Source organism: Pseudaestuariivita rosea (genome assembly GCF_017592335.1).
GTDB classification, from domain to species: Bacteria; Pseudomonadota; Alphaproteobacteria; order Rhodobacterales; family Rhodobacteraceae; genus Parasulfitobacter; species Parasulfitobacter rosea.
Genome location: NZ_JACNMP010000004.1, coordinates 121,889 through 138,847, shown reverse-complemented (window position 1 = coordinate 138,847; position 16,959 = coordinate 121,889). Strand labels below are relative to the sequence as shown.

The following is a 16,959-nucleotide window of genomic DNA, read 5'->3' as shown; positions in this document are numbered from 1 at the left end:
AAGTCAGGAATTTAGCTGCAACAGATCCCATTTGTTGCCGAAAGGGTCCTGAAAAACGACGACGGTTCCATAGGGCTCATGCCGCGGGTCTTCCAGAAATGTGACCCCGGCCTGACTCAGACGCTCGTAATCGCGATCAAAATCATCACTATGCAAAAACAAAAACACACGGCCCCCTGTCTGATTGCCGATGGCCTGGTTTTGCGCATCGCCCGCGGCTTTGGCCAGTAACAGCCGTGTCTGACCGCTGCCCGGCGGAGCCACCAGAACCCATCGCTTGTCAGGTGACAGCACCGTGTCCTGGATCAGGTCAAAGTCCATTGTGCCGACATAAAACTCAATCGCCTGATCATAATCCGGTACGACCAGCGATACGGCATGGATGAACTGCGCCATCAGCTGCCGCGATAGGTCGAGTATCCGTAAGGCGAAAGCAGAAGCGGCACGTGGTAATGGGTATCCTCGCTGATGCCGAAACGGATCGGTATAATATCCAGAAACAGCGGTTCGGTCCCTGCCTGACTGGTTTGACGCAGATAGTCGCCTGCGTGAAACAGCAGCTCATATGTGCCCGTGACGAACTGATCGGCTGGCAAGATGGGGCTGTCGGTGCGACCATCGGCGTTGGTGATCATGCTGGCCACTTCCTCGGTCGCGGCGATGCTGACGCGGAACAGCCCGATCCGCAGACCCGCCGCTGGTTGACCGCGGCCTGTGTCCAGAACATGTGTCGTCAGAAATCCGTTTGCCATCATCGTCCCCTTTAATCCGCGTTGCCCAAGACTTGGGCGTTTGGCGGGCGCGTGGCAAGTCAAAAGCGGCTATGGTCTTGCCTTTATTATATTTTCGGCGTCTATTGGCGGCAGTTTCTGAAAGGTTCTGATGACACCGCCCGCCCGCTATCCACGCGACATGATCGGCTATGGCCCCACGCCCCCTGACCCGAAATGGCCCGGCGGCGCGAAAATCGCTGTGCAGATCGTGCTGAATTACGAAGAAGGCAGCGAAAACTGCCTGCTGCACGGCGATGCCGCGTCCGAGGCGTTTTTGTCCGAAATCGTGGGCGCCGCCGCTTGGCCCGATCAGCGGCATTGGAACATGGAGTCGATCTATGACTACGGCGCGCGGGTGGGGTTCTGGCGGTTGCATCGCCTGATGCGCGATCTGCCGGTGACGGTTTACGGCGTCGCCACGGCGCTGGCCCGCAGCCCCGAACAGGTCGCCGCGATGCAAGACGCGGGGTGGGAAATTGCCAGCCACGGCCTGAAATGGATCGACTATAAGGACTTCAGCGAAAGTGACGAACGTGCCCATATGCAGCAGGCCATCGCCCTGCATGCGCAGGTCACCGGCACCCGGCCGCGCGGCTGGTACATCGGTCGCTGTTCGATGAATACGGTTCGTTTGGCGGCGGAAGAGGGCGGTTTCGATTATATCTCAGACAGTTACGCCGATGATCTGCCCTATTGGATGCGCTTTGGGACCCGTGATCAGCTAATCATCCCCTATACGCTGGACGCCAACGACATGCGCTTTGCGACGCCGCAGGGGTTCAACGCGGGCGATCAGTTTTTCAGCTATCTGAAAGACAGCTTCGATGCGCTTTATGATGAAGGGCATGCGGGTAAAGCAAAGATGATGTCGGTCGGTCTGCACTGCCGCCTGATCGGAAGACCCGGCCGCGTGCAAGCTCTGCGCCGGTTTCTGGACTATGCGCGGGGGCACAGCGGCGTCTGGTTCGCCACCCGCCAGCAGATTGCCGACCACTGGGCGCGGGTGCATCCGCCGGTGTCGTTCGAACGTCCCAGCCAGATGGATCAGGCGCGGTTTATTGAGCGGTTCGGCGGCGTTTTCGAACACTCCCCCTGGATCGCCGAACGCGCCCATGGGTTGGAACTTGGCCCCGCCCATGACACCGCCGCGGGGCTGCACAACGCACTGGCACGCGTGTTTCGCAGCGCGTCCGACGACGAACGTCTGGGCGTTCTGCGCGCGCACCCCAACCTGGCCGGTAAGCTTGCGGCGGCCAGGCGGCTGACGGCGGAAAGTACTGCCGAACAGGCGTCGGCCGGGCTGGACGCGCTGACCGACCCCGAACGTGAGACCTTTACGAAACTGAACGCCGATTACACCGCCAAACATGGCTTCCCTTTCATCATCGCCGTGCGCGATCATGACAAAGCCGGTATTCTGACGGCTTTTCACCAGCGCCTTGAAAATGACCACACAACCGAATTTACCCATGCCTGTCAACAGGTTGAGCGGATCGCCCGCCTGCGCCTGAACGACATGCTGCCATAAGGATCAACCGATGCCGACGATCGAAAGCCTGAACCCCGATGTCCCGCTGTTCGCGCGCACCGGCATCAACCTGGCCTCGGCGGGGTTGGGGGCCAGGGCGATCTCGGCCACCAATGAATTCTTCGCGCCTTTGGGCCGGATGTTGCAGGATTCCGACCCGATCTTCATCCCCGAAAAGTTCGATGACCATGGCAAATGGATGGACGGCTGGGAAACGCAGCGCCGCCGCGATGGCGGGCATGATCACGCGATCATACAGCTGGCCGGGCCGGGGCGTATTTTGGGGTTCAACGTCGATACCTCACACTTCACCGGTAACTATGCGCCTGCCTGCCGGATTGAGGCGGCGGCACCTGTTGGCGGTGAGCTGAGCGATGAGACCCTATGGGTCGAAGTCCTGCCGCACAGCCCCCTTGGCCCAAGCGCGCAGCATTTTTTCAAGTGCAAAAGCTTCGAAAGTTGGAGCCACCTGCGCATTCACATCTATCCAGACGGCGGCATCGCGCGGTTGCGGGTTTACGGTGTGCCCGAACTGGCCGAGGCGGATACAAAGGGCGAAATCGATCTGGCCGCAGCGCTGAATGGCGGGCGTATCCTGGCATTTTCCGACGCGCATTACGGCGATTATATGCGATTGTTGGCGCCTGGGCGGGGCATCAATATGGGCGACGGCTGGGAAACGCGGCGGCGGCGCGAACCGGGATATGACTGGATGGTGATCGCTTTGGGCGCGCGCGGACGCATCGAAAAGGCGCTGATCGACACGGCGCATTTCAAGGGTAATTTTCCCGATGGCGCCTCTCTGCAAGCCGCTGATTTATTAAGCTTTGGCGATGGTCTGACCGACGCGCTGGTGACAGATTCGATGTTCTGGCGTGATCTGCTGCCGCGGCAAAAACTGCAGGCGGATTTTGAACACCGCTTTCGGGATGAGCTGATTGATCTGGGGCCCGTCACGCATGTGCGGTTCAATATCTATCCCGATGGGGGGGTTAGTCGTCTGAGATTGTTCGGAAAACCGGAATGACCACGATCCGGGTGCAACCGCTGACGGCCAAAGATTTTGCGCCTTATGGTGACGTGCTGCAGGCTGACGGGGACCCGGACGTGATGATCAACCAGAGCCTTTGCGGGCGGTACCACGATTGCGCCGGGCTTGATTTTTCAGGCGGCCGAGCGGGTATCAGCATCTTTAACGCCGAACCTCGGGCGCTGCCGCTGCCGCTTGAGATGATGGAACGCCACCCGCTGGGGTCGCAGGCCTTTATCCCCATGACGCAACATCCGTTTCTGGTGATTGTTGCAGCCGATGACGCTGGGCAACCCGCTGATATCAAAGCGTTTCTGACGGTGCCAGGGCAAGGTGTGAACTATCATCGCGGCACGTGGCACGGCGTTCTGACCCCATTGCACACTCCGGGACTATTCGCTGTGGTCGACCGGATCGGACAGGGCGAAAATCTGCAGGAACACTGGTTCGAAACACCGGTGCAGATTGTGGAATAAAAGGCGCTCTAATCTATGAGGTCCCGGATTAAATCCGGGACGTCGCTAGGTGTCGAACGACAGCAATGTCAGTTTTGGGCCTGATACGGGGCGGACCGGTTTTTGCACCTGGGGGCGTTCGACCGCCGGAGCGGACCGTTGGACCGGGCGGTCTGACAGTGCGGTGCATTGGGCGTCGCTGATTTCAAAACGGCGGGGGGTACGACCGACGGTGCCGTGTGACACAAGGCAGCCCAGTGCGCGGCTGACGTCACCCAGGTCGCTTTTCAGCGGCAACAGAACCATATTGGCGAACAGGGCCGGCCTGCGAAACCCATCGGGCGCGGTCAACGAAAGGCTAATGATTTCAGGCGTATCGAACAGGCGTTCGATATATTGCCCCATGTCTTTGCGCGCCTCGGGCATGAACAGGCTGGTCATGGGCATGCCGCGCACATCCATGCCCATCAGGTCCGTCAGATGCGATCCCGTCAGACGAAACCGCGCCAGACCCGGCGCAATCCGTTCCAGAATAAAGGCATACTCCAGCGAATTTTCGATCCCGCGCGGATCGACATCGGACCTGCTGGGCAACATCCGGTTGCCGCGGATTTTATGCCAATAGGCTTCAACCTCGGTGGTTGAAGGGAAAACGCGCTCGGGCTGGAAATCAAAGATCGAAACAACGTTACTGCCCTGCTGCACGATATCTGTATGACCTGTCATTGTTCTGACCGCTTACCTTTTGTTGGGGTCCCGCCAAGCGATGTTAACACCCGATTCACACTTCTTAACATTTCATTAAAATGCGCCAGTTAAAGTCAAATGTAACTAAAATTGTACCCAATTGGTTAACCGAACCGATGCGTGCCTTTCGGCTGCATGCTTTGCTGAAATTGACGGCGTGATAAGAACTGCGTGATGCGGCGTCTTGTTCGGCGGTCGGTAAGTCGTTTAAATGGCGCAACATAATTCGAGGGGAAAGTGATGCAGTCGATGACCGGGTTCGCCACGCGCGCGGGGCAGGGGAATGGCTATTCCTGGCAGTGGGACATGCGGGGCGTTAACTCAAAAGGTCTGGATCTGCGTCTGCGTATGCCCGACTGGATCGATGGTCTTGAACAGGATGTGCGCGGCGCCACTGTCAAAAAACTGGCCCGCGGCAGCGTCACGATCAGCCTGCGGGTCACGCGCGAAGACTCCGAGGTGCCGATCGCGCTGAATGATGATCAGCTTGACCGGGTGCTGGCCGCCCTGTCGCACATCAAGGCCCGCGCCGATTGGGTTGGGCTTGAGATGGCCAAGCCTTCCCCCATGGACATCCTGCAGCACAAGGGCGTCTCAAACGGCACTATGGCGGCCGAAGACACTCAGGCCCTGAAAAAGCTGTTGCTGTCCGATCTGGATCATCTGATCACAGAATTCCAGCAGGTGCGTCAGATCGAAGGGCAGGCGCTGCAATCGGTGCTGCAGGGGCATATCGCGCGCATTGGTGATCTGACAAAAGACGCAGGCGACACCGCCGAAGCGCAGCGCCCGAAAGCCGCCGAAAGCCTGCGCGCGGCCATGGCCCGCGTCATTGAAAACACCGATAATGTGGACGGAGCCCGCGTGATGCAGGAACTGGCGTTGCTGGCTGTCAAATCCGACGTGACCGAAGAAATCGACCGCCTGAACGCCCATGTCGCCGCCGCGCAGGACCTGTTGCAGTCTGACGGCCCCATCGGCCGCCGCCTGGATTTTCTGGCCCAGGAATTCAACCGAGAGTCGAACACAATCTGTTCCAAATCGAATTCCGTCGAATTGACCCGCATCGGGCTTGACCTTAAGGCCACCATCGATCAGATGCGCGAACAGGTTCAAAATGTTGAATAATATGCCACAGCGTCGCGGTCTTCTTATCATCCTGTCTTCGCCCTCGGGCGCTGGAAAATCCACACTGGCCAAGCGTCTTATGGCCTGGGATCCGGACATCCGCTTTTCGATCTCGGCCACCACCCGCGCGCCCCGCCCCGATGAGGTCGACGGCAAGGATTATCATTTCACGACCGAAGCGGGCTTTAAAAATCAGGTCGCGACCGGCGACATGCTGGAACACGCCCATGTGTTCGGCAATTTCTATGGCTCGCCTCGTGCGCCCGTTGAGACTGCCATCAGCGCCGGACAGGATGTGTTGTTCGATATTGATTGGCAGGGCGCGCAGCAAATCCGCAACTCGGCCCTTGGGCAGAACACCCTGTCGATCTTTCTGCTGCCCCCCTCGATCGAGGAACTGCACCGCCGCCTGATTTCCCGCGGTCAGGACGCCGCTGATGTCATTGATCGCCGCATGCAAAAAAGCTGGGACGAAATAAGCCACTGGGACGGTTACGATTTCGTTCTGGTCAACGACGATCTGGACAAGACCGAGGCGCAGCTGAAAACCATCCTGCAGGCCACCCGTCTGCGCCGGTCGCAGCAACCCGGCCTGACCGACCATGTGCGCGCCCTGCAACAACAGTTTGAGGATCTGCCATGACCCTTTACGCCCTGGGCGACAGCCAGCCTGACATCGCCGAAGACACCTGGATCGCCCCCGACGCGAATGTGATCGGCAAGGTGCGTGTGGAAGCCGGTGGGTCTGTCTGGTTTGGTTGCACCCTGCGGGGCGACAACGAATGGATCACTGTGGGGCAGGGCACCAATGTGCAGGAAAACACCATCATGCACACCGATATGGGCTATCCGCTGACCATCGGCAAAAATTGCACTATCGGGCATAAGGCGATGCTGCACGGCTGCACCATCGGCGATCAGACCCTGATCGGCATGGGCGCCACCGTGCTGAACGGTGCAAAAATCGGCAACAACTGCCTGATTGGCGCCAAAGCCCTGATCACCGAAGGCAAAGAGATCCCCGACGGCAGTCTGGTCATGGGATCGCCGGGCAAGATTGTCCGACAGCTGGATGATCCCACCATTCAGATGCTGCTGGCCTCGGCCATCCATTACCAGGACAACATGCGCCGTTTCCGCGCCGATCTGAAAGAGCTTTAGATGAAACAGACCTTTGTCCGCCGCACCGCCGCGCCCCGGTCAGACAGCCGCCCGCTGGTGACCCCCTTGCAGCCGTCGGTCGTCTATACTTCGGACAGCCCTGATATGCTGGATGCGCAATATGACGGCGATGTGCCGGGCTTTGTCTATTCCCGCGAAGGTCACCCTAACGCCACCGGTCTGGCCCGCCTGATCGACGGGCTTGAGGGCGCCGAGGGCGGTATCGTCGTGGGCTCTGGCATGGCCGCTGTTACCGCGACCATGATGGGCGTGCTGCAACAGGGCGATCACGTCATCGGGGGCAATCAGCTGTATGGCCGGTCCCTGCGCATGCTGCAGGAAGAACTGCCGCGCATGGGCGTCGAGGTATCGCTGGTCGATGCAACCGATGCCGCCGATGTGGCCCGCGCCATCCGCCCAAATACGAAACTGATGCTGGTTGAGGTCGTCTCAAACCCCACGATCCGTGTGGCCGATATGTCCGCCATCCTGCAAATCTGTCGCGACAATAATGTGCTGGTCGCTGTCGATAACACCTTCACCACCCCGCGCGGCTATCGGCCATTCGACCATGGCGCCGATATCATCATCCATTCGGTGACCAAGCTGCTGTCGGGGCATTCCGACGCCATGCTGGGCTATGTCGCAGTGCGTGATGCGGAACTGCGTGACCGGATCGAAACCGTGACCATGACGCTGGGCCTGACCGCCAGCCCCTTTGACTGCTGGCTGGCCGAACGCGGGCTTTACAGCTTTGACCTGCGCTATCAGCGGGCCAGTGAAAACGCCCGGTTGCTGGCCGACCATCTGGCAGGTCACCCCGCCGTCAAGCGTGTGCTTTACCCCACGCGGCCCGACCACCCCGACCACAACCGCGCCGTGGATATCCTGCAGGATCGGGGCGGCAATATGCTCAGCTTCGAAATCGCAGGCGACCGTGCCCAGGCCAACGCATTCGTCCGTGCCTGTAATAATCTACCCTTTGCCCCGACCCTGGGCGACATCGGCACCACAATCTCGCACCCCGCGTCATCGTCCCACCGCGCCCTGACCCCAGAAGCCCGCGCGCAGATGGGCGTCAGCGAAGGCTTCTTCCGCCTGTCCATCGGCGTCGAGGATATCCAGACGCTGAAAACCGAACTGACCACCGGTTTAGACACCACCGCCTGATCGCCTATGTGATGCAGATCAAAGCAACCGCTGCCCCCTACGACTAACGGTCGTGTCATGGAGCTTGCCGGATTTCTCGTGACGCTGGGCGTTCTTTTCCTCGCCGGGCTGGTGGCCGATCAGGTCGGCCGCGCCACCCGCCTGCCGCGGGTCACGATGCTGTTGCTGCTGGGTCTGATCGCCGGAAGCGCAGGGTTTGACCTGATCCCGACCGATATCGCCGAATGGTTTGACGAACTGTCCATCGTGGCCCTGACCATGGTCGCCTTCCTGCTGGGCGGGTCACTGTCGAAAAAGAACCTGACCCAACATGGGCGCGCGATCTTTGTGCTATCGGTCGCCATTGTCATCTGCACCGTCCTGATCGTCGCCCTGGGCCTGTCTGCCGCGGGGTTGCCATGGGGGCTGTCACTGCTGCTGGGGGCCATCGCAACCGCAACCGCCCCGGCGGCGATGACCGACGTGATCCGGCAATCGGGCATCGACAATGACTTCACCGACACACTGAAGGGGATCGTCGCCATCGATGACGCCTGGGGCCTGATCGTCTTCAGCATCACGCTGGTTCTGGTCAGCCAAACCGATGGTGATTACCGGCGCGGCCTGGGACCTGGGCGGTGCCATAGCACTGGGATGCGCCATCGGGGCGCCCGCCGCGTTTCTGACCGGGCGCATCAAGCCCGGCGAACCGATGCAGGCCGAAGCCATGGGCCTGGTCTTTCTGTCCGCGGGCCTTGCGCTCTGGCTTGAGGTATCGTTCCTTGTTGCCGGCATGACCGCAGGCGCCGTCATCGCCAACTTCGCACGCCATCACGACCGCGCCTTTCACGAAATCGAACATATTCAGTGGCCCTTCATGATCCTGTTCTTCCTGCTGGCTGGCGCCACGCTTGAGGTCGAGGCGCTGCAATTGATGGGCTGGGCCGGTCTGCTGTTTCTTGCCCTACGAACAGTCGCACGGATTTTGGGCGGATACATCGGCGGCAAAATCGGCAATGTCCCACGCGAGGAAATCACCTGGTACGGCCCCGCATTGCTGCCTCAGGCCGGGGTCGCCGTGGGCATGGCCCTGGTCGCCGCCGAAGAGCTTGTGCAATGGGGGCCGGTGATCATGGCCTTTACGATCTCCAGCACTGTGGTGTTCGAAATCATCGGCCCCCCGGTCACATTATTCGCAATCCGGCGGGTCGAGGCGCTGCGGCAGAGAACTATTTGATTTTTGTCAGATGCTATCGGCCTTTGACGGCATCGCTCCTTCAGATTTACAAAACCGTCGCTTTTTTGTGCAGAACGGCTTGCAATTCACTGCGCAATAATGTTGCGTGCGACTGACGACAGTCGGAGTTTACGATGCGCATTGCCCTTTACCCCGGAACCTTTGATCCCCTCACATTGGGCCATATCGACATCATCCGCCGCGCCGCGGCCCTGGTCGACCGCCTGGTCATCGGCGTTGCCATCAACCGCGACAAGGGCCCGATGTTCACGCTGGAAGAACGCGTCGCCATGATCGAAGCCGAATGCGCCAACCTGTCGGCACAAACCGGGACCGAAATCGTGGCCCACCCTTTTGAGAACCTTCTGATCGACTGCGCCCGCGATGTCGGCGCACAACTGATCGTCCGTGGCCTGCGCGCCGTTGCTGATTTTGAGTATGAATTTCAAATGGTTGGCATGAACCGCAAACTGGATGACAGTATCGAAACCGTCTTCCTGATGGCCGAGGCCGAACATCAGGCCATCGCCTCAAAACTGGTCAAGGAAATCGCGCGCCTTGGCGGTGACGTCTCAAAATTCGTGACGCCGCCCGTGGTCAAAGCCTTGCACGACAAACTCGGGTAACCCCTTCTTCTTGGCCAAAATACTCCGGGGTGAGGCCCGCCAGGGCCGAGGGGCAGCGCCCCTCAACATTCTTTTGACCTTAGGTAAATAAATTGCTACCCTAAGAACATATCATGAACATGGATTGGAGAAATCAATGCCCGATATGTCCCTGCAAGACATTGCCAACGAACTGGTCTCCGGCTGCCGCGAAGGGCGCGATGTTGAAAATATCGATAAACTGTACGACGCCAACGTCGTTTCAGTCGAAGCCGCCGATTTTTCCGGTATGGGCCGCGAAACCCATGGAATCCAAGGATTAAAAGGCAAACACGATTGGTGGAATACCAACTTCGAGGTCAAGGATTTCAAAGTCGACGGCCCCTTTCTGCACGGTGACGATCGCTTTTCCGTGATCTTCGAAATGGACACCGTCCAGAAAGACACCGGCGAACGCACCCAGGGAAAAGAGGTCGCCGTCTACCACGTCGCAAACGGCAAAATCACGCGCGAAGAGTTCTTTTACGCGTCCTGAACAATAATCGGCCGCGCGATCAGCACGTCACAGGGCGGGTCGCGCATCAGGTCATTGGCCAAACTGCCCAGGACCGCCGGCATGCTGCCCACGCGCCCATGCGCCCCTACAGCCACCAGATCAGCTTGTGATTTAAGCACCCGATCACATAAGACTGGATAGACAGATCCATCAACGATTTCAATGTCTTGTTCGTCAATTGGCAAATCGGTCTGACCCAGCCAGGTCGCCGCATTCTGCTTGGCTTCTTTGATGAACGCACCGGCTAGCGCTTCAGAGCTTTGATCACCGGTCGCCAGCCGACCCTGATACGGGACATGTACAACATGAAGCCCCTTCAGCAGACCGCCGGGCGACATATCATGCGCCAGCCGCAGCGCCGCGGTCGAGGATGGCGAAAAATCAACCGCCGCCAGGATCGTGTCATAATCATCCTCACCGCCATCCTTGACCAGCAAAACAGGGCAGGCCGTCTGGCGCACGATACGTTGCATCGTCGTTTCACGTAGCAGATCCATAAAGGGGCGCGGCCGGTGCGTGCCCATGACCAATAGATCAACGGCTTCGTCATCAACCTTCCTCAGAATATCGACAGTGGGATCGCCAGGATGAATATCGATTGTATAATCAACCCCATCAGCGGCCAGCGAATGATCAATGACATCCTGAAGTGTTTTCTGCGCTTTGCCCGTCAGTACCTGCACCATGTCGTCAGGCATGGCGTTATCCAGAACAGACAGGACCGTCAGCTTAGCCATACGCGATTTTGCAATCTGGCACGCCCGACGAACCGCCCGATCAGATCGCGCCGATAAATCCGTTGCCACCAAAACGTGACTGATCATGTGCCCCTCCTCTTTATGATCTATTGGCTCTGCCGTTCAAATATGTAATCGAATGGTCCGATCTGCAATCGATTGCAAAGGGTTATGGCATGGATTTAGGAATTTCGGGCAAAAAAGCGTTGGTTTGCGCGTCTAGCAAGGGGCTTGGCTTTGGATGCGCCCAGGCGCTGGCGGCGGCGGGCGTCGATCTGGTCATGAACGCACGATCAGAGGGCCCGCTTGAACAGGCCGCCGAACGGCTGCGTCAGGAACACGGCGTCATGATCAAGGCGATTGCGGCGGATATCACCACCGATAAGGGCCGAGACCAGGTTTTGAACGCACTTCCCGATCCCGATATTCTGGTCTCCAACGCCGGTGGCCCACCCCCTGGACTCTGGAGCGATTGGGACCGCGACGATTTCATTGCCGCACTCGATGCCAACATGCTGACCCCGATCGCGCTGATGAAAGCGCTGTTGCCCGGCATGATCGACCGAAAATGGGGCAGGGTGGTCAACATCACCAGCCAATCCGTCAAATCACCGATCCCCGTGCTGGGCTTGTCCAACGCAGCAAGGGCCGGACTGACCGGCTATGTCGCCGGAACCGCGCGTCAGGTCGCAGGCCACGGTGTGACGATCAACAACCTGCTGCCGGGTATCCACGCCACAGACCGCGCCGACGCGCTTGATCAGGCAGTCTGCGACGCACAGGGCATCACCATGGATCAGGCCCGCGACCAACGCAGCGCGACAATCCCCGCAGGCCGATATGGAACCGCCCAGGAATTCGGCGCCGCCTGCGCCTTCCTATGCTCACAACACGCAGGCTTCATCATCGGGCAGAACATCCTGCTGGACGGTGGGGCGGTCAACACAACCCTGTAAACCCAGGCCCCCACCTTCTTCTTGGCAAAAATACTCAATCCCAAACGCGCGATCCGATACCCCATTCGAATTGACGCCCCAAGCTGCCACCGATGTCCTCAACTACAGTTCAGCCGAACTTCGACCGGGTTGGGGACCAAGTCCTGAGTTGCGCCTGTCGCGGCATCAACCCCCAGGCCGATCACGCCGCCAAGCAATATATTACCTGCCGCCCCGACAGCCCCACGGTCCGAGGTCTGGTTGGTAACGCGTATCTGTTTTGTTTCGCATCCCGGTTTCGAAACCGTTACGATGAATTCAGATCTTCTCGGAATATCAATCTGGCACGGTGTCGGACCGCAACTATAGCCATTTGTTGTCTCAACTGTCGCACCGCTTGGTGTCGAGATGATCTGAAGGGTGTCATCAGACCCACGTGTAATTGTCGCGCATCCTGACGTCAGCAAAAGTGCTCCTGAAAACAGCAATCTACAAATGAATGATTTAGATATCATATTGAAACTCCGTATTTATTTTCCCACTGACACTATGAGATAACGGGTCATTTGCCACCACTTCCGGAATAATTCTTAAGATGTGATGTCTTAACAACAGCATTATCGAAGACCTTCTTCTTGGTAAAAATACTCAATCCCGAACAGGCGGCCGGATAAACCGTTTGGATTGACGTCCAAGGCCGCAAGCTATTCCCAACCGCACGCAGTGCCAGAGGAAACGCGCCGCAGGCGCACCTCTGAATTAAAATAAAAACGGGGGGCGCAAGGCCCCCCAGTTTCGCCGTTCAAGCTCATCGTTGTTACCGCTCGGTTATCGTTTTCTGCCTGCGGCCTGAACGTCGTCAGGGGCGAGCGCACCCGCCCCGGATCCTTTTAGCTACACCCGCTCGTTGCGCCGCAGGTATTGCATTTCATGCAGGTGCCGTTGCGCACCAGCGTGTAGTTTCCGCAGTCGCCACAGGGGTCGCCCTCATAGCCCTGCATCTTGGCCTTGGCGCGGGCGTCCATGCCGACGGTACCGGTGGCCATGGCCGTTGTGGTGGTCGTGGTCTGGGCCACCGCGGTGGCGGGGACCAGTGTTTGCAGAACGGTGTCGGCATCAACCGATCCATCCAGCGCCACAGCGCCCATATTGCCGCCTTGCAGCACGACCAGTTCTTGTGGGACCCGCTTGCGCAAATACCCGGTTGAGCTGATCTGTTTCAGCACTTCCAGCGACTTGGTGGCGGCAAATTCGCTGACCTCGGTGAAGTTGCGCTTGCCTTCCTCTTCGCCGCGGCCCAGGTCATCGAAGCTTTGACCATCGGGCTTCACATGGGCCAGATCGGTGCGGTCCAGATAGGACACGGCCAGTTCGCGGAAGATGTAGTCCAGGATCGACGTCGCATTCTTGATGCTGTCGTTGCCCTGCACCATGCCCGCGGGTTCGAATTTGGTAAAGGTGAAGGCCTCGACAAATTCCTCAAGCGGCACCCCATATTGCAGGCCGACCGACACGGAGATGGCGAAGTTGTTCATCATTGCGCGGAACCCGGCACCTTCTTTGTGCATGTCGATGAATATCTCGCCAAGCGATCCGTCCTGATATTCGCCGGTACGCAGATACACCTTGTGGCCGCCGACGATTGCCTTCTGGGTATAGCCCTTGCGGCGCTCGGGCAGTTTTTCGCGGCCGCGGGCGATCTCTTTGACAACCACCTTCTCGATGATCTTCTCGGCCAGGACCTGCGCCTTTTCCTGCTGCGATCCGGTGGCCAGGATTTCTTCGGCTTCCTCGTCATCCTCCACCAGCGCTGCCGCCAAGGGCTGAGACAGTTTCGATCCGTCGCGATAGAGCGCATTGGCCTTGATCCCAAGCGACCAGGACAGCTCATAGGCCTTCTGGCAGTCTTCGATCGTGGCGTCGTTCGGCATATTGATCGTTTTCGAAATCGCGCCCGAGATAAAGGATTGCGCGGCGGCCATCATATAGATGTGGCTGTCCACACTCAGGAACCGCTTGCCTTTCTTGCCGCACGGATTGGCACAGTCGAAAACGCTGTAGTGCTCTTTCTTCAGATACGGCGCGCCTTCCAGCGTCATGGTCCCGCAGACGTGATCGTTGGCAGCGTCGATATCGGCTTTGGTAAAGCCAAGATGACGCAGCAGATCAAAGGTCGGATCGTTCAGCTTATCGGCAGGGATGCCCAGAACATTGGTGCAGAATTCCTCGCCCAGGGTCCACTGGTTGAAGACAAACCGGATGTCAAAGGCGCTTGGCAGGGCGGCTTCGATTTTCTCTAGCTCATTGGAACCAAACCCGTGCCCGATCAGCGAGGTGTGGTTGATGCCAGGGGCATTGCCCAACGTGCCGTGACCGACAGCATAGCTGATGATCTCTTCTATCTGCGCACTGCCATAGCCCATTTTTTCAAGTGCTGCCGGGACGGACCGGTTGATGATCTTGAAGTACCCGCCACCAGCAAGCTTTTTGAATTTGACCAGCGCGAAATCCGGTTCAATCCCTGTGGTATCGCAGTCCATGACCAGACCGATGGTGCCTGTGGGCGCGATCACGGTGGATTGAGCGTTGCGGTAGCCATGCTTTTCACCCAGCTTCAGGGCCTCGTCCCAGCTCGATTTCGCCAGAGAGATCAGGCGCTTGTCGGGGCAGTTGGCGTGATCGAGGGCAACGGGCTTTACGGCCAGATCCTCATACCCATCCGTCTTGCCATAGGCGGCGGTGCGGTGGTTGCGGATGACCCGCAGCATGTGGTTCGCGTTGCGCTTGTAGCCGGGGAAGGGACCCAGTTCGCCTGCAATCTCGGCCGAGGTCGCATAGCTGACGCCAGTCATGATGGCGGTCAGTGCACCGCAGATTGCACGCCCCTCGTCACTGTCATAGCCTAGGCCCATGTTCATCAAAAGGCCACCGATATTGGCATAGCCCAGACCCAAGGTGCGGAAATCGTAAGACAATTGCGCGATTTCCTTGGATGGGAACTGCGCCATCATCACGCTGATTTCCAGCGTCAGCGTCCAGAGGCGGGTGGCGTGCATGTAATCTTCGACCTGGAATTCCCCGTCCTTATAGAAGGTCAGCAGGTTCATCGAGGCCAGGTTACAGGCCGTGTCATCCAGGAACATGTACTCAGAACACGGGTTCGACCCGCGGATCTGACCGTCTTCGGGGCAGGTGTGCCAGGCGTTGACGGTGTCATGGTACTGGATGCCGGGATCGGCACAGGCCCAAGCGGCGTGGCCCACCTGTTCCCACAGATCGCGCGCTTTGATCGTCTTGGCGACAGACCCGTCACGGCGGTTCAGCAGTTCCCAGTCGTCGTCATTTTTGACAGCTTTCAGGAAGGCATCTGTGACGCGGATCGAATTGTTCGAATTCTGGCCCGACACGCTGGAATAGGCTTCACTGTCCCAATCGGTGTTATACGTCGGGAATTCGATGCTGCTGTATCCCTGACGCGCATAGTCCAGAACGCGCTTGATGTAAGTTTCGGGGATCGATACCTTTTTCGCGGCTTTCACTGCCGCCTTCAGCGCGTCGTTTGCTTTGGGATCATAGGCGTCGGCCTCGGCACCATCCCATGTGCGGATGGCTTCAAAGATGCCGTTCAGCTTTTCTTCGTGCATCTTGGAACCGGCGACGATGGACGCGACTTTCTGTTCCTCGATGACCTTCCAGTTCACGAATTCTTCGATATCGGGGTGATCGGCATCACAGATCACCATCTTGGCGGCCCTGCGGGTTGTGCCGCCCGATTTAATGGCACCGGCGGCCCGGTCGCCGATTTTCAGAAAACCCATCAGGCCCGAGGATTTGCCGCCGCCTGACAGTGCCTCGCCATCAGCGCGCAGGCTTGAGAAATTGGTGCCCGTGCCCGAGCCATATTTGAACAAACGCGCCTCACGCACCCACAGGTCCATGATGCCGCCTTCGTTCACCAGATCGTCAGCAACGGACTGGATAAAGCAGGCATGCGGCTGCGGATGTTCATAGGCGGATTTGGATTTGGTCAGTTTGCCGGTTTTGTAGTCGACGTAATAGTGCCCCTGGCTGGGGCCATCGATGCCATAAGCCCAATGCAGACCAGTGTTGAACCACTGCGGGCTGTTCGGGGCCGCGCGTTGCGTGGCCAGCATATAGCGCATTTCGTCGAAATAGGTGCGGGCATCTTTTTCGGTGGTGAAATAGCCACCCTTCCAACCCCAATAGGTCCAAGCGCCGGCCAGACGATCAAAGACCTGCTTCGCCGATGTCTCGCCAATGATACGCTCATCCTCTGGCAGTTCCTCCAGGGCTTTTTCATCGGCAACCGAACGCCAAAGAAATTCGGGCACGCCCTTTTCCTTGACCTTCTTCAGGCGGGCAGGGACACCGGCCTTGCGGAAATATTTCTGGGCTATGACGTCTGAGGCCACCTGGCTCCAACTATCTGGAACTTCCAGATTGTCCTGACGGAAAACCACTGTGCCGTCAGGATTTCGGATTTCTGAAACTGTTGTGTTAAACGCGACCTGTGCATATGCGTCCTGTCCAGCTTCTGTGAATGTGCGATCAATTTTCATGTCCCGGCCCTATTTATCCTTTTACACTGCCCCCCACGCCTGCGTGATCGCAGGTGTGGCATTCCAACGAACGGTCAAAGACAATTCCGCAGAACGCTGTTCTGCAGTGATAAAAGGACCAAGTGGCGTGATCCTTTGATGATACTGTCTGTATGCGACCTGCCACTACATATTGTGGCACCCCCGTCGGCCCGCACAACTTTGCGTATCTACCCATAGGTGGTCAACGATTAAATTTGGATTTTAGTACTTTTTTTACGGTTGACGGGGTGCTTTTCGCGGCGCGGGTGATTCACGGGGTTGTCATATCCACATGTGCCACCCACATTGCTGCGGCG

The 16,959-nt window shown here is 58.4% G+C and carries 18 protein-coding genes; 12 read left to right on the top strand and 6 right to left on the bottom strand.

The genetic code is table 11. The features are described from left to right. Positions 1-3: 3 nt before the first annotated feature. Both H7848_RS04830 and uraH read right to left on the bottom strand, forming a co-directional pair. A complete protein-coding gene (locus H7848_RS04830) occupies positions 4-396 on the bottom strand; it encodes a VOC family protein (protein ID WP_208348522.1) in 393 nt (130 codons plus the stop codon). Further along, entirely contained in the window at positions 396-752 is a 357-nt protein-coding gene (gene uraH, locus H7848_RS04825; protein ID WP_208348520.1) for a hydroxyisourate hydrolase, read from the bottom strand. The genes H7848_RS04830 and uraH overlap by 1 nt, the downstream gene beginning before the upstream one ends. Positions 753-882: 130 nt before the next feature. Between uraH and puuE the strand changes: the two genes are divergently transcribed. Genes puuE through H7848_RS04810 form a run of 3 tightly spaced genes read left to right on the top strand, consistent with a single transcriptional unit; the run spans position 883 to position 3,807 of the window. Continuing rightward, entirely contained in the window at positions 883-2,301 is a 1,419-nt protein-coding gene (puuE, locus tag H7848_RS04820) for an allantoinase PuuE (RefSeq protein WP_208348517.1), read from the top strand. A 10-nt stretch (positions 2,302-2,311) separates the two neighbouring features. Next, positions 2,312-3,328 (top strand): allantoicase, encoded by a 1,017-nt coding sequence (alc, locus tag H7848_RS04815; RefSeq protein ID WP_208348516.1) that lies wholly within the window; start codon positions 2,312-2,314, stop codon positions 3,326-3,328. Then, positions 3,325-3,807, top strand: coding sequence for an ureidoglycolate lyase (locus H7848_RS04810; RefSeq protein ID WP_208348515.1), 483 nt, complete (start codon positions 3,325-3,327; stop codon positions 3,805-3,807). Before alc ends, H7848_RS04810 begins: the two co-directional genes overlap by 4 nt. A gap of 45 nt (positions 3,808-3,852) precedes the next feature. On the opposite strand, the gene H7848_RS04805 is transcribed toward H7848_RS04810, so the two are convergent. Further along, on the bottom strand, positions 3,853-4,512 hold the full coding sequence (locus H7848_RS04805) for a PAS domain-containing protein (protein WP_208348514.1): 660 nt from the start codon (positions 4,510-4,512) through the stop codon (positions 3,853-3,855). 261 nt (positions 4,513-4,773) lie between these two features. Between H7848_RS04805 and H7848_RS04800 the strand changes: the two genes are divergently transcribed. The 8 genes from H7848_RS04800 (at position 4,774) to H7848_RS04770 (ending at position 10,348) form a co-directional block, all read left to right on the top strand. Beyond that, entirely contained in the window at positions 4,774-5,661 is an 888-nt protein-coding gene (locus H7848_RS04800; RefSeq protein ID WP_336512061.1) for a YicC/YloC family endoribonuclease, read from the top strand. Between the two features lies 1 nt (position 5,662). Then, entirely contained in the window at positions 5,663-6,304 is a 642-nt protein-coding gene (gene gmk / locus H7848_RS04795; RefSeq protein WP_419555492.1) for a guanylate kinase, read from the top strand. Next, positions 6,301-6,822 (top strand): gamma carbonic anhydrase family protein, encoded by a 522-nt coding sequence (locus H7848_RS04790; RefSeq protein WP_208348509.1) that lies wholly within the window; start codon positions 6,301-6,303, stop codon positions 6,820-6,822. Before gmk ends, H7848_RS04790 begins: the two co-directional genes overlap by 4 nt. Further along, entirely contained in the window at positions 6,823-7,992 is a 1,170-nt protein-coding gene (locus tag H7848_RS04785) for a trans-sulfuration enzyme family protein (RefSeq protein ID WP_208348508.1), read from the top strand. A gap of 57 nt (positions 7,993-8,049) precedes the next feature. Then, positions 8,050-8,742, top strand: coding sequence for a cation:proton antiporter (locus H7848_RS20145; RefSeq protein ID WP_272874377.1), 693 nt, complete (start codon positions 8,050-8,052; stop codon positions 8,740-8,742). Further along, complete coding sequence (locus H7848_RS20140; protein WP_336512062.1) at positions 8,633-9,208, top strand: cation:proton antiporter; 576 nt, start codon at positions 8,633-8,635, stop codon at positions 9,206-9,208. The genes H7848_RS20145 and H7848_RS20140 overlap by 110 nt, the downstream gene beginning before the upstream one ends. 134 nt (positions 9,209-9,342) lie before the next feature. After that, positions 9,343-9,834, top strand: a complete 492-nt coding sequence (gene coaD / locus H7848_RS04775; protein ID WP_208348506.1) for a pantetheine-phosphate adenylyltransferase — start codon at positions 9,343-9,345, stop codon at positions 9,832-9,834. 136 nt (positions 9,835-9,970) lie between these two features. After that, positions 9,971-10,348: a nuclear transport factor 2 family protein gene (locus tag H7848_RS04770; RefSeq protein WP_336512060.1), complete on the top strand. Its 378-nt coding sequence runs from the start codon at positions 9,971-9,973 to the stop codon at positions 10,346-10,348. On the opposite strand, the gene H7848_RS04765 is transcribed toward H7848_RS04770, so the two are convergent. Continuing rightward, the gene (locus H7848_RS04765; RefSeq protein ID WP_208348504.1) at positions 10,336-11,193 is read right to left on the bottom strand and encodes a universal stress protein; all 858 of its coding nucleotides are present in this window, start codon (positions 11,191-11,193) and stop codon (positions 10,336-10,338) included. The two genes, H7848_RS04770 and H7848_RS04765, sit on opposite strands and share 13 nt — an antisense overlap. Before the next feature lie 89 nt (positions 11,194-11,282). Here H7848_RS04765 and H7848_RS04760 point away from each other — a divergent pair, with 89 nt between their 5' ends. Then, the gene (locus tag H7848_RS04760; RefSeq protein ID WP_208348503.1) at positions 11,283-12,062 is read left to right on the top strand and encodes an SDR family oxidoreductase; all 780 of its coding nucleotides are present in this window, start codon (positions 11,283-11,285) and stop codon (positions 12,060-12,062) included. A 98-nt stretch (positions 12,063-12,160) separates the two neighbouring features. On the opposite strand, the gene H7848_RS04755 is transcribed toward H7848_RS04760, so the two are convergent. Together H7848_RS04755 and H7848_RS04750 are read right to left on the bottom strand one after the other, a co-directional pair. Further along, on the bottom strand, positions 12,161-12,508 hold the full coding sequence (locus H7848_RS04755; protein WP_237072586.1) for a PEGA domain-containing protein: 348 nt from the start codon (positions 12,506-12,508) through the stop codon (positions 12,161-12,163). Positions 12,509-12,931: 423 nt separating this feature from the next. Further along, positions 12,932-16,621: a vitamin B12-dependent ribonucleotide reductase gene (locus tag H7848_RS04750; protein WP_208348497.1), complete on the bottom strand. Its 3,690-nt coding sequence runs from the start codon at positions 16,619-16,621 to the stop codon at positions 12,932-12,934. Between the last annotated feature and the right edge of the window lie 338 nt (positions 16,622-16,959).

Coding starts and splice junctions, on each gene's coding strand:
- coaD (WP_208348506.1), top strand. CDS start 9,343: ATGCGCATTGCCCTTTACCCCGGAACCTTTGATCCCCTCACATTGGGC.
- H7848_RS04750 (WP_208348497.1), bottom strand. CDS start 16,621: ATGAAAATTGATCGCACATTCACAGAAGCTGGACAGGACGCATATGCA.
- H7848_RS04800 (WP_336512061.1), top strand. CDS start 4,774: ATGCAGTCGATGACCGGGTTCGCCACGCGCGCGGGGCAGGGGAATGGC.
- H7848_RS20145 (WP_272874377.1), top strand. CDS start 8,050: ATGGAGCTTGCCGGATTTCTCGTGACGCTGGGCGTTCTTTTCCTCGCC.
- H7848_RS04810 (WP_208348515.1), top strand. CDS start 3,325: ATGACCACGATCCGGGTGCAACCGCTGACGGCCAAAGATTTTGCGCCT.
- H7848_RS04765 (WP_208348504.1), bottom strand. CDS start 11,193: ATGATCAGTCACGTTTTGGTGGCAACGGATTTATCGGCGCGATCTGAT.
- H7848_RS04785 (WP_208348508.1), top strand. CDS start 6,823: ATGAAACAGACCTTTGTCCGCCGCACCGCCGCGCCCCGGTCAGACAGC.
- uraH (WP_208348520.1), bottom strand. CDS start 752: ATGGCAAACGGATTTCTGACGACACATGTTCTGGACACAGGCCGCGGT.
- H7848_RS04805 (WP_208348514.1), bottom strand. CDS start 4,512: ATGACAGGTCATACAGATATCGTGCAGCAGGGCAGTAACGTTGTTTCG.
- H7848_RS04830 (WP_208348522.1), bottom strand. CDS start 396: ATGGCGCAGTTCATCCATGCCGTATCGCTGGTCGTACCGGATTATGAT.
- alc (WP_208348516.1), top strand. CDS start 2,312: ATGCCGACGATCGAAAGCCTGAACCCCGATGTCCCGCTGTTCGCGCGC.
- H7848_RS04790 (WP_208348509.1), top strand. CDS start 6,301: ATGACCCTTTACGCCCTGGGCGACAGCCAGCCTGACATCGCCGAAGAC.
- gmk (WP_419555492.1), top strand. CDS start 5,663: ATGCCACAGCGTCGCGGTCTTCTTATCATCCTGTCTTCGCCCTCGGGC.
- H7848_RS04760 (WP_208348503.1), top strand. CDS start 11,283: ATGGATTTAGGAATTTCGGGCAAAAAAGCGTTGGTTTGCGCGTCTAGC.
- H7848_RS04770 (WP_336512060.1), top strand. CDS start 9,971: ATGCCCGATATGTCCCTGCAAGACATTGCCAACGAACTGGTCTCCGGC.
- puuE (WP_208348517.1), top strand. CDS start 883: ATGACACCGCCCGCCCGCTATCCACGCGACATGATCGGCTATGGCCCC.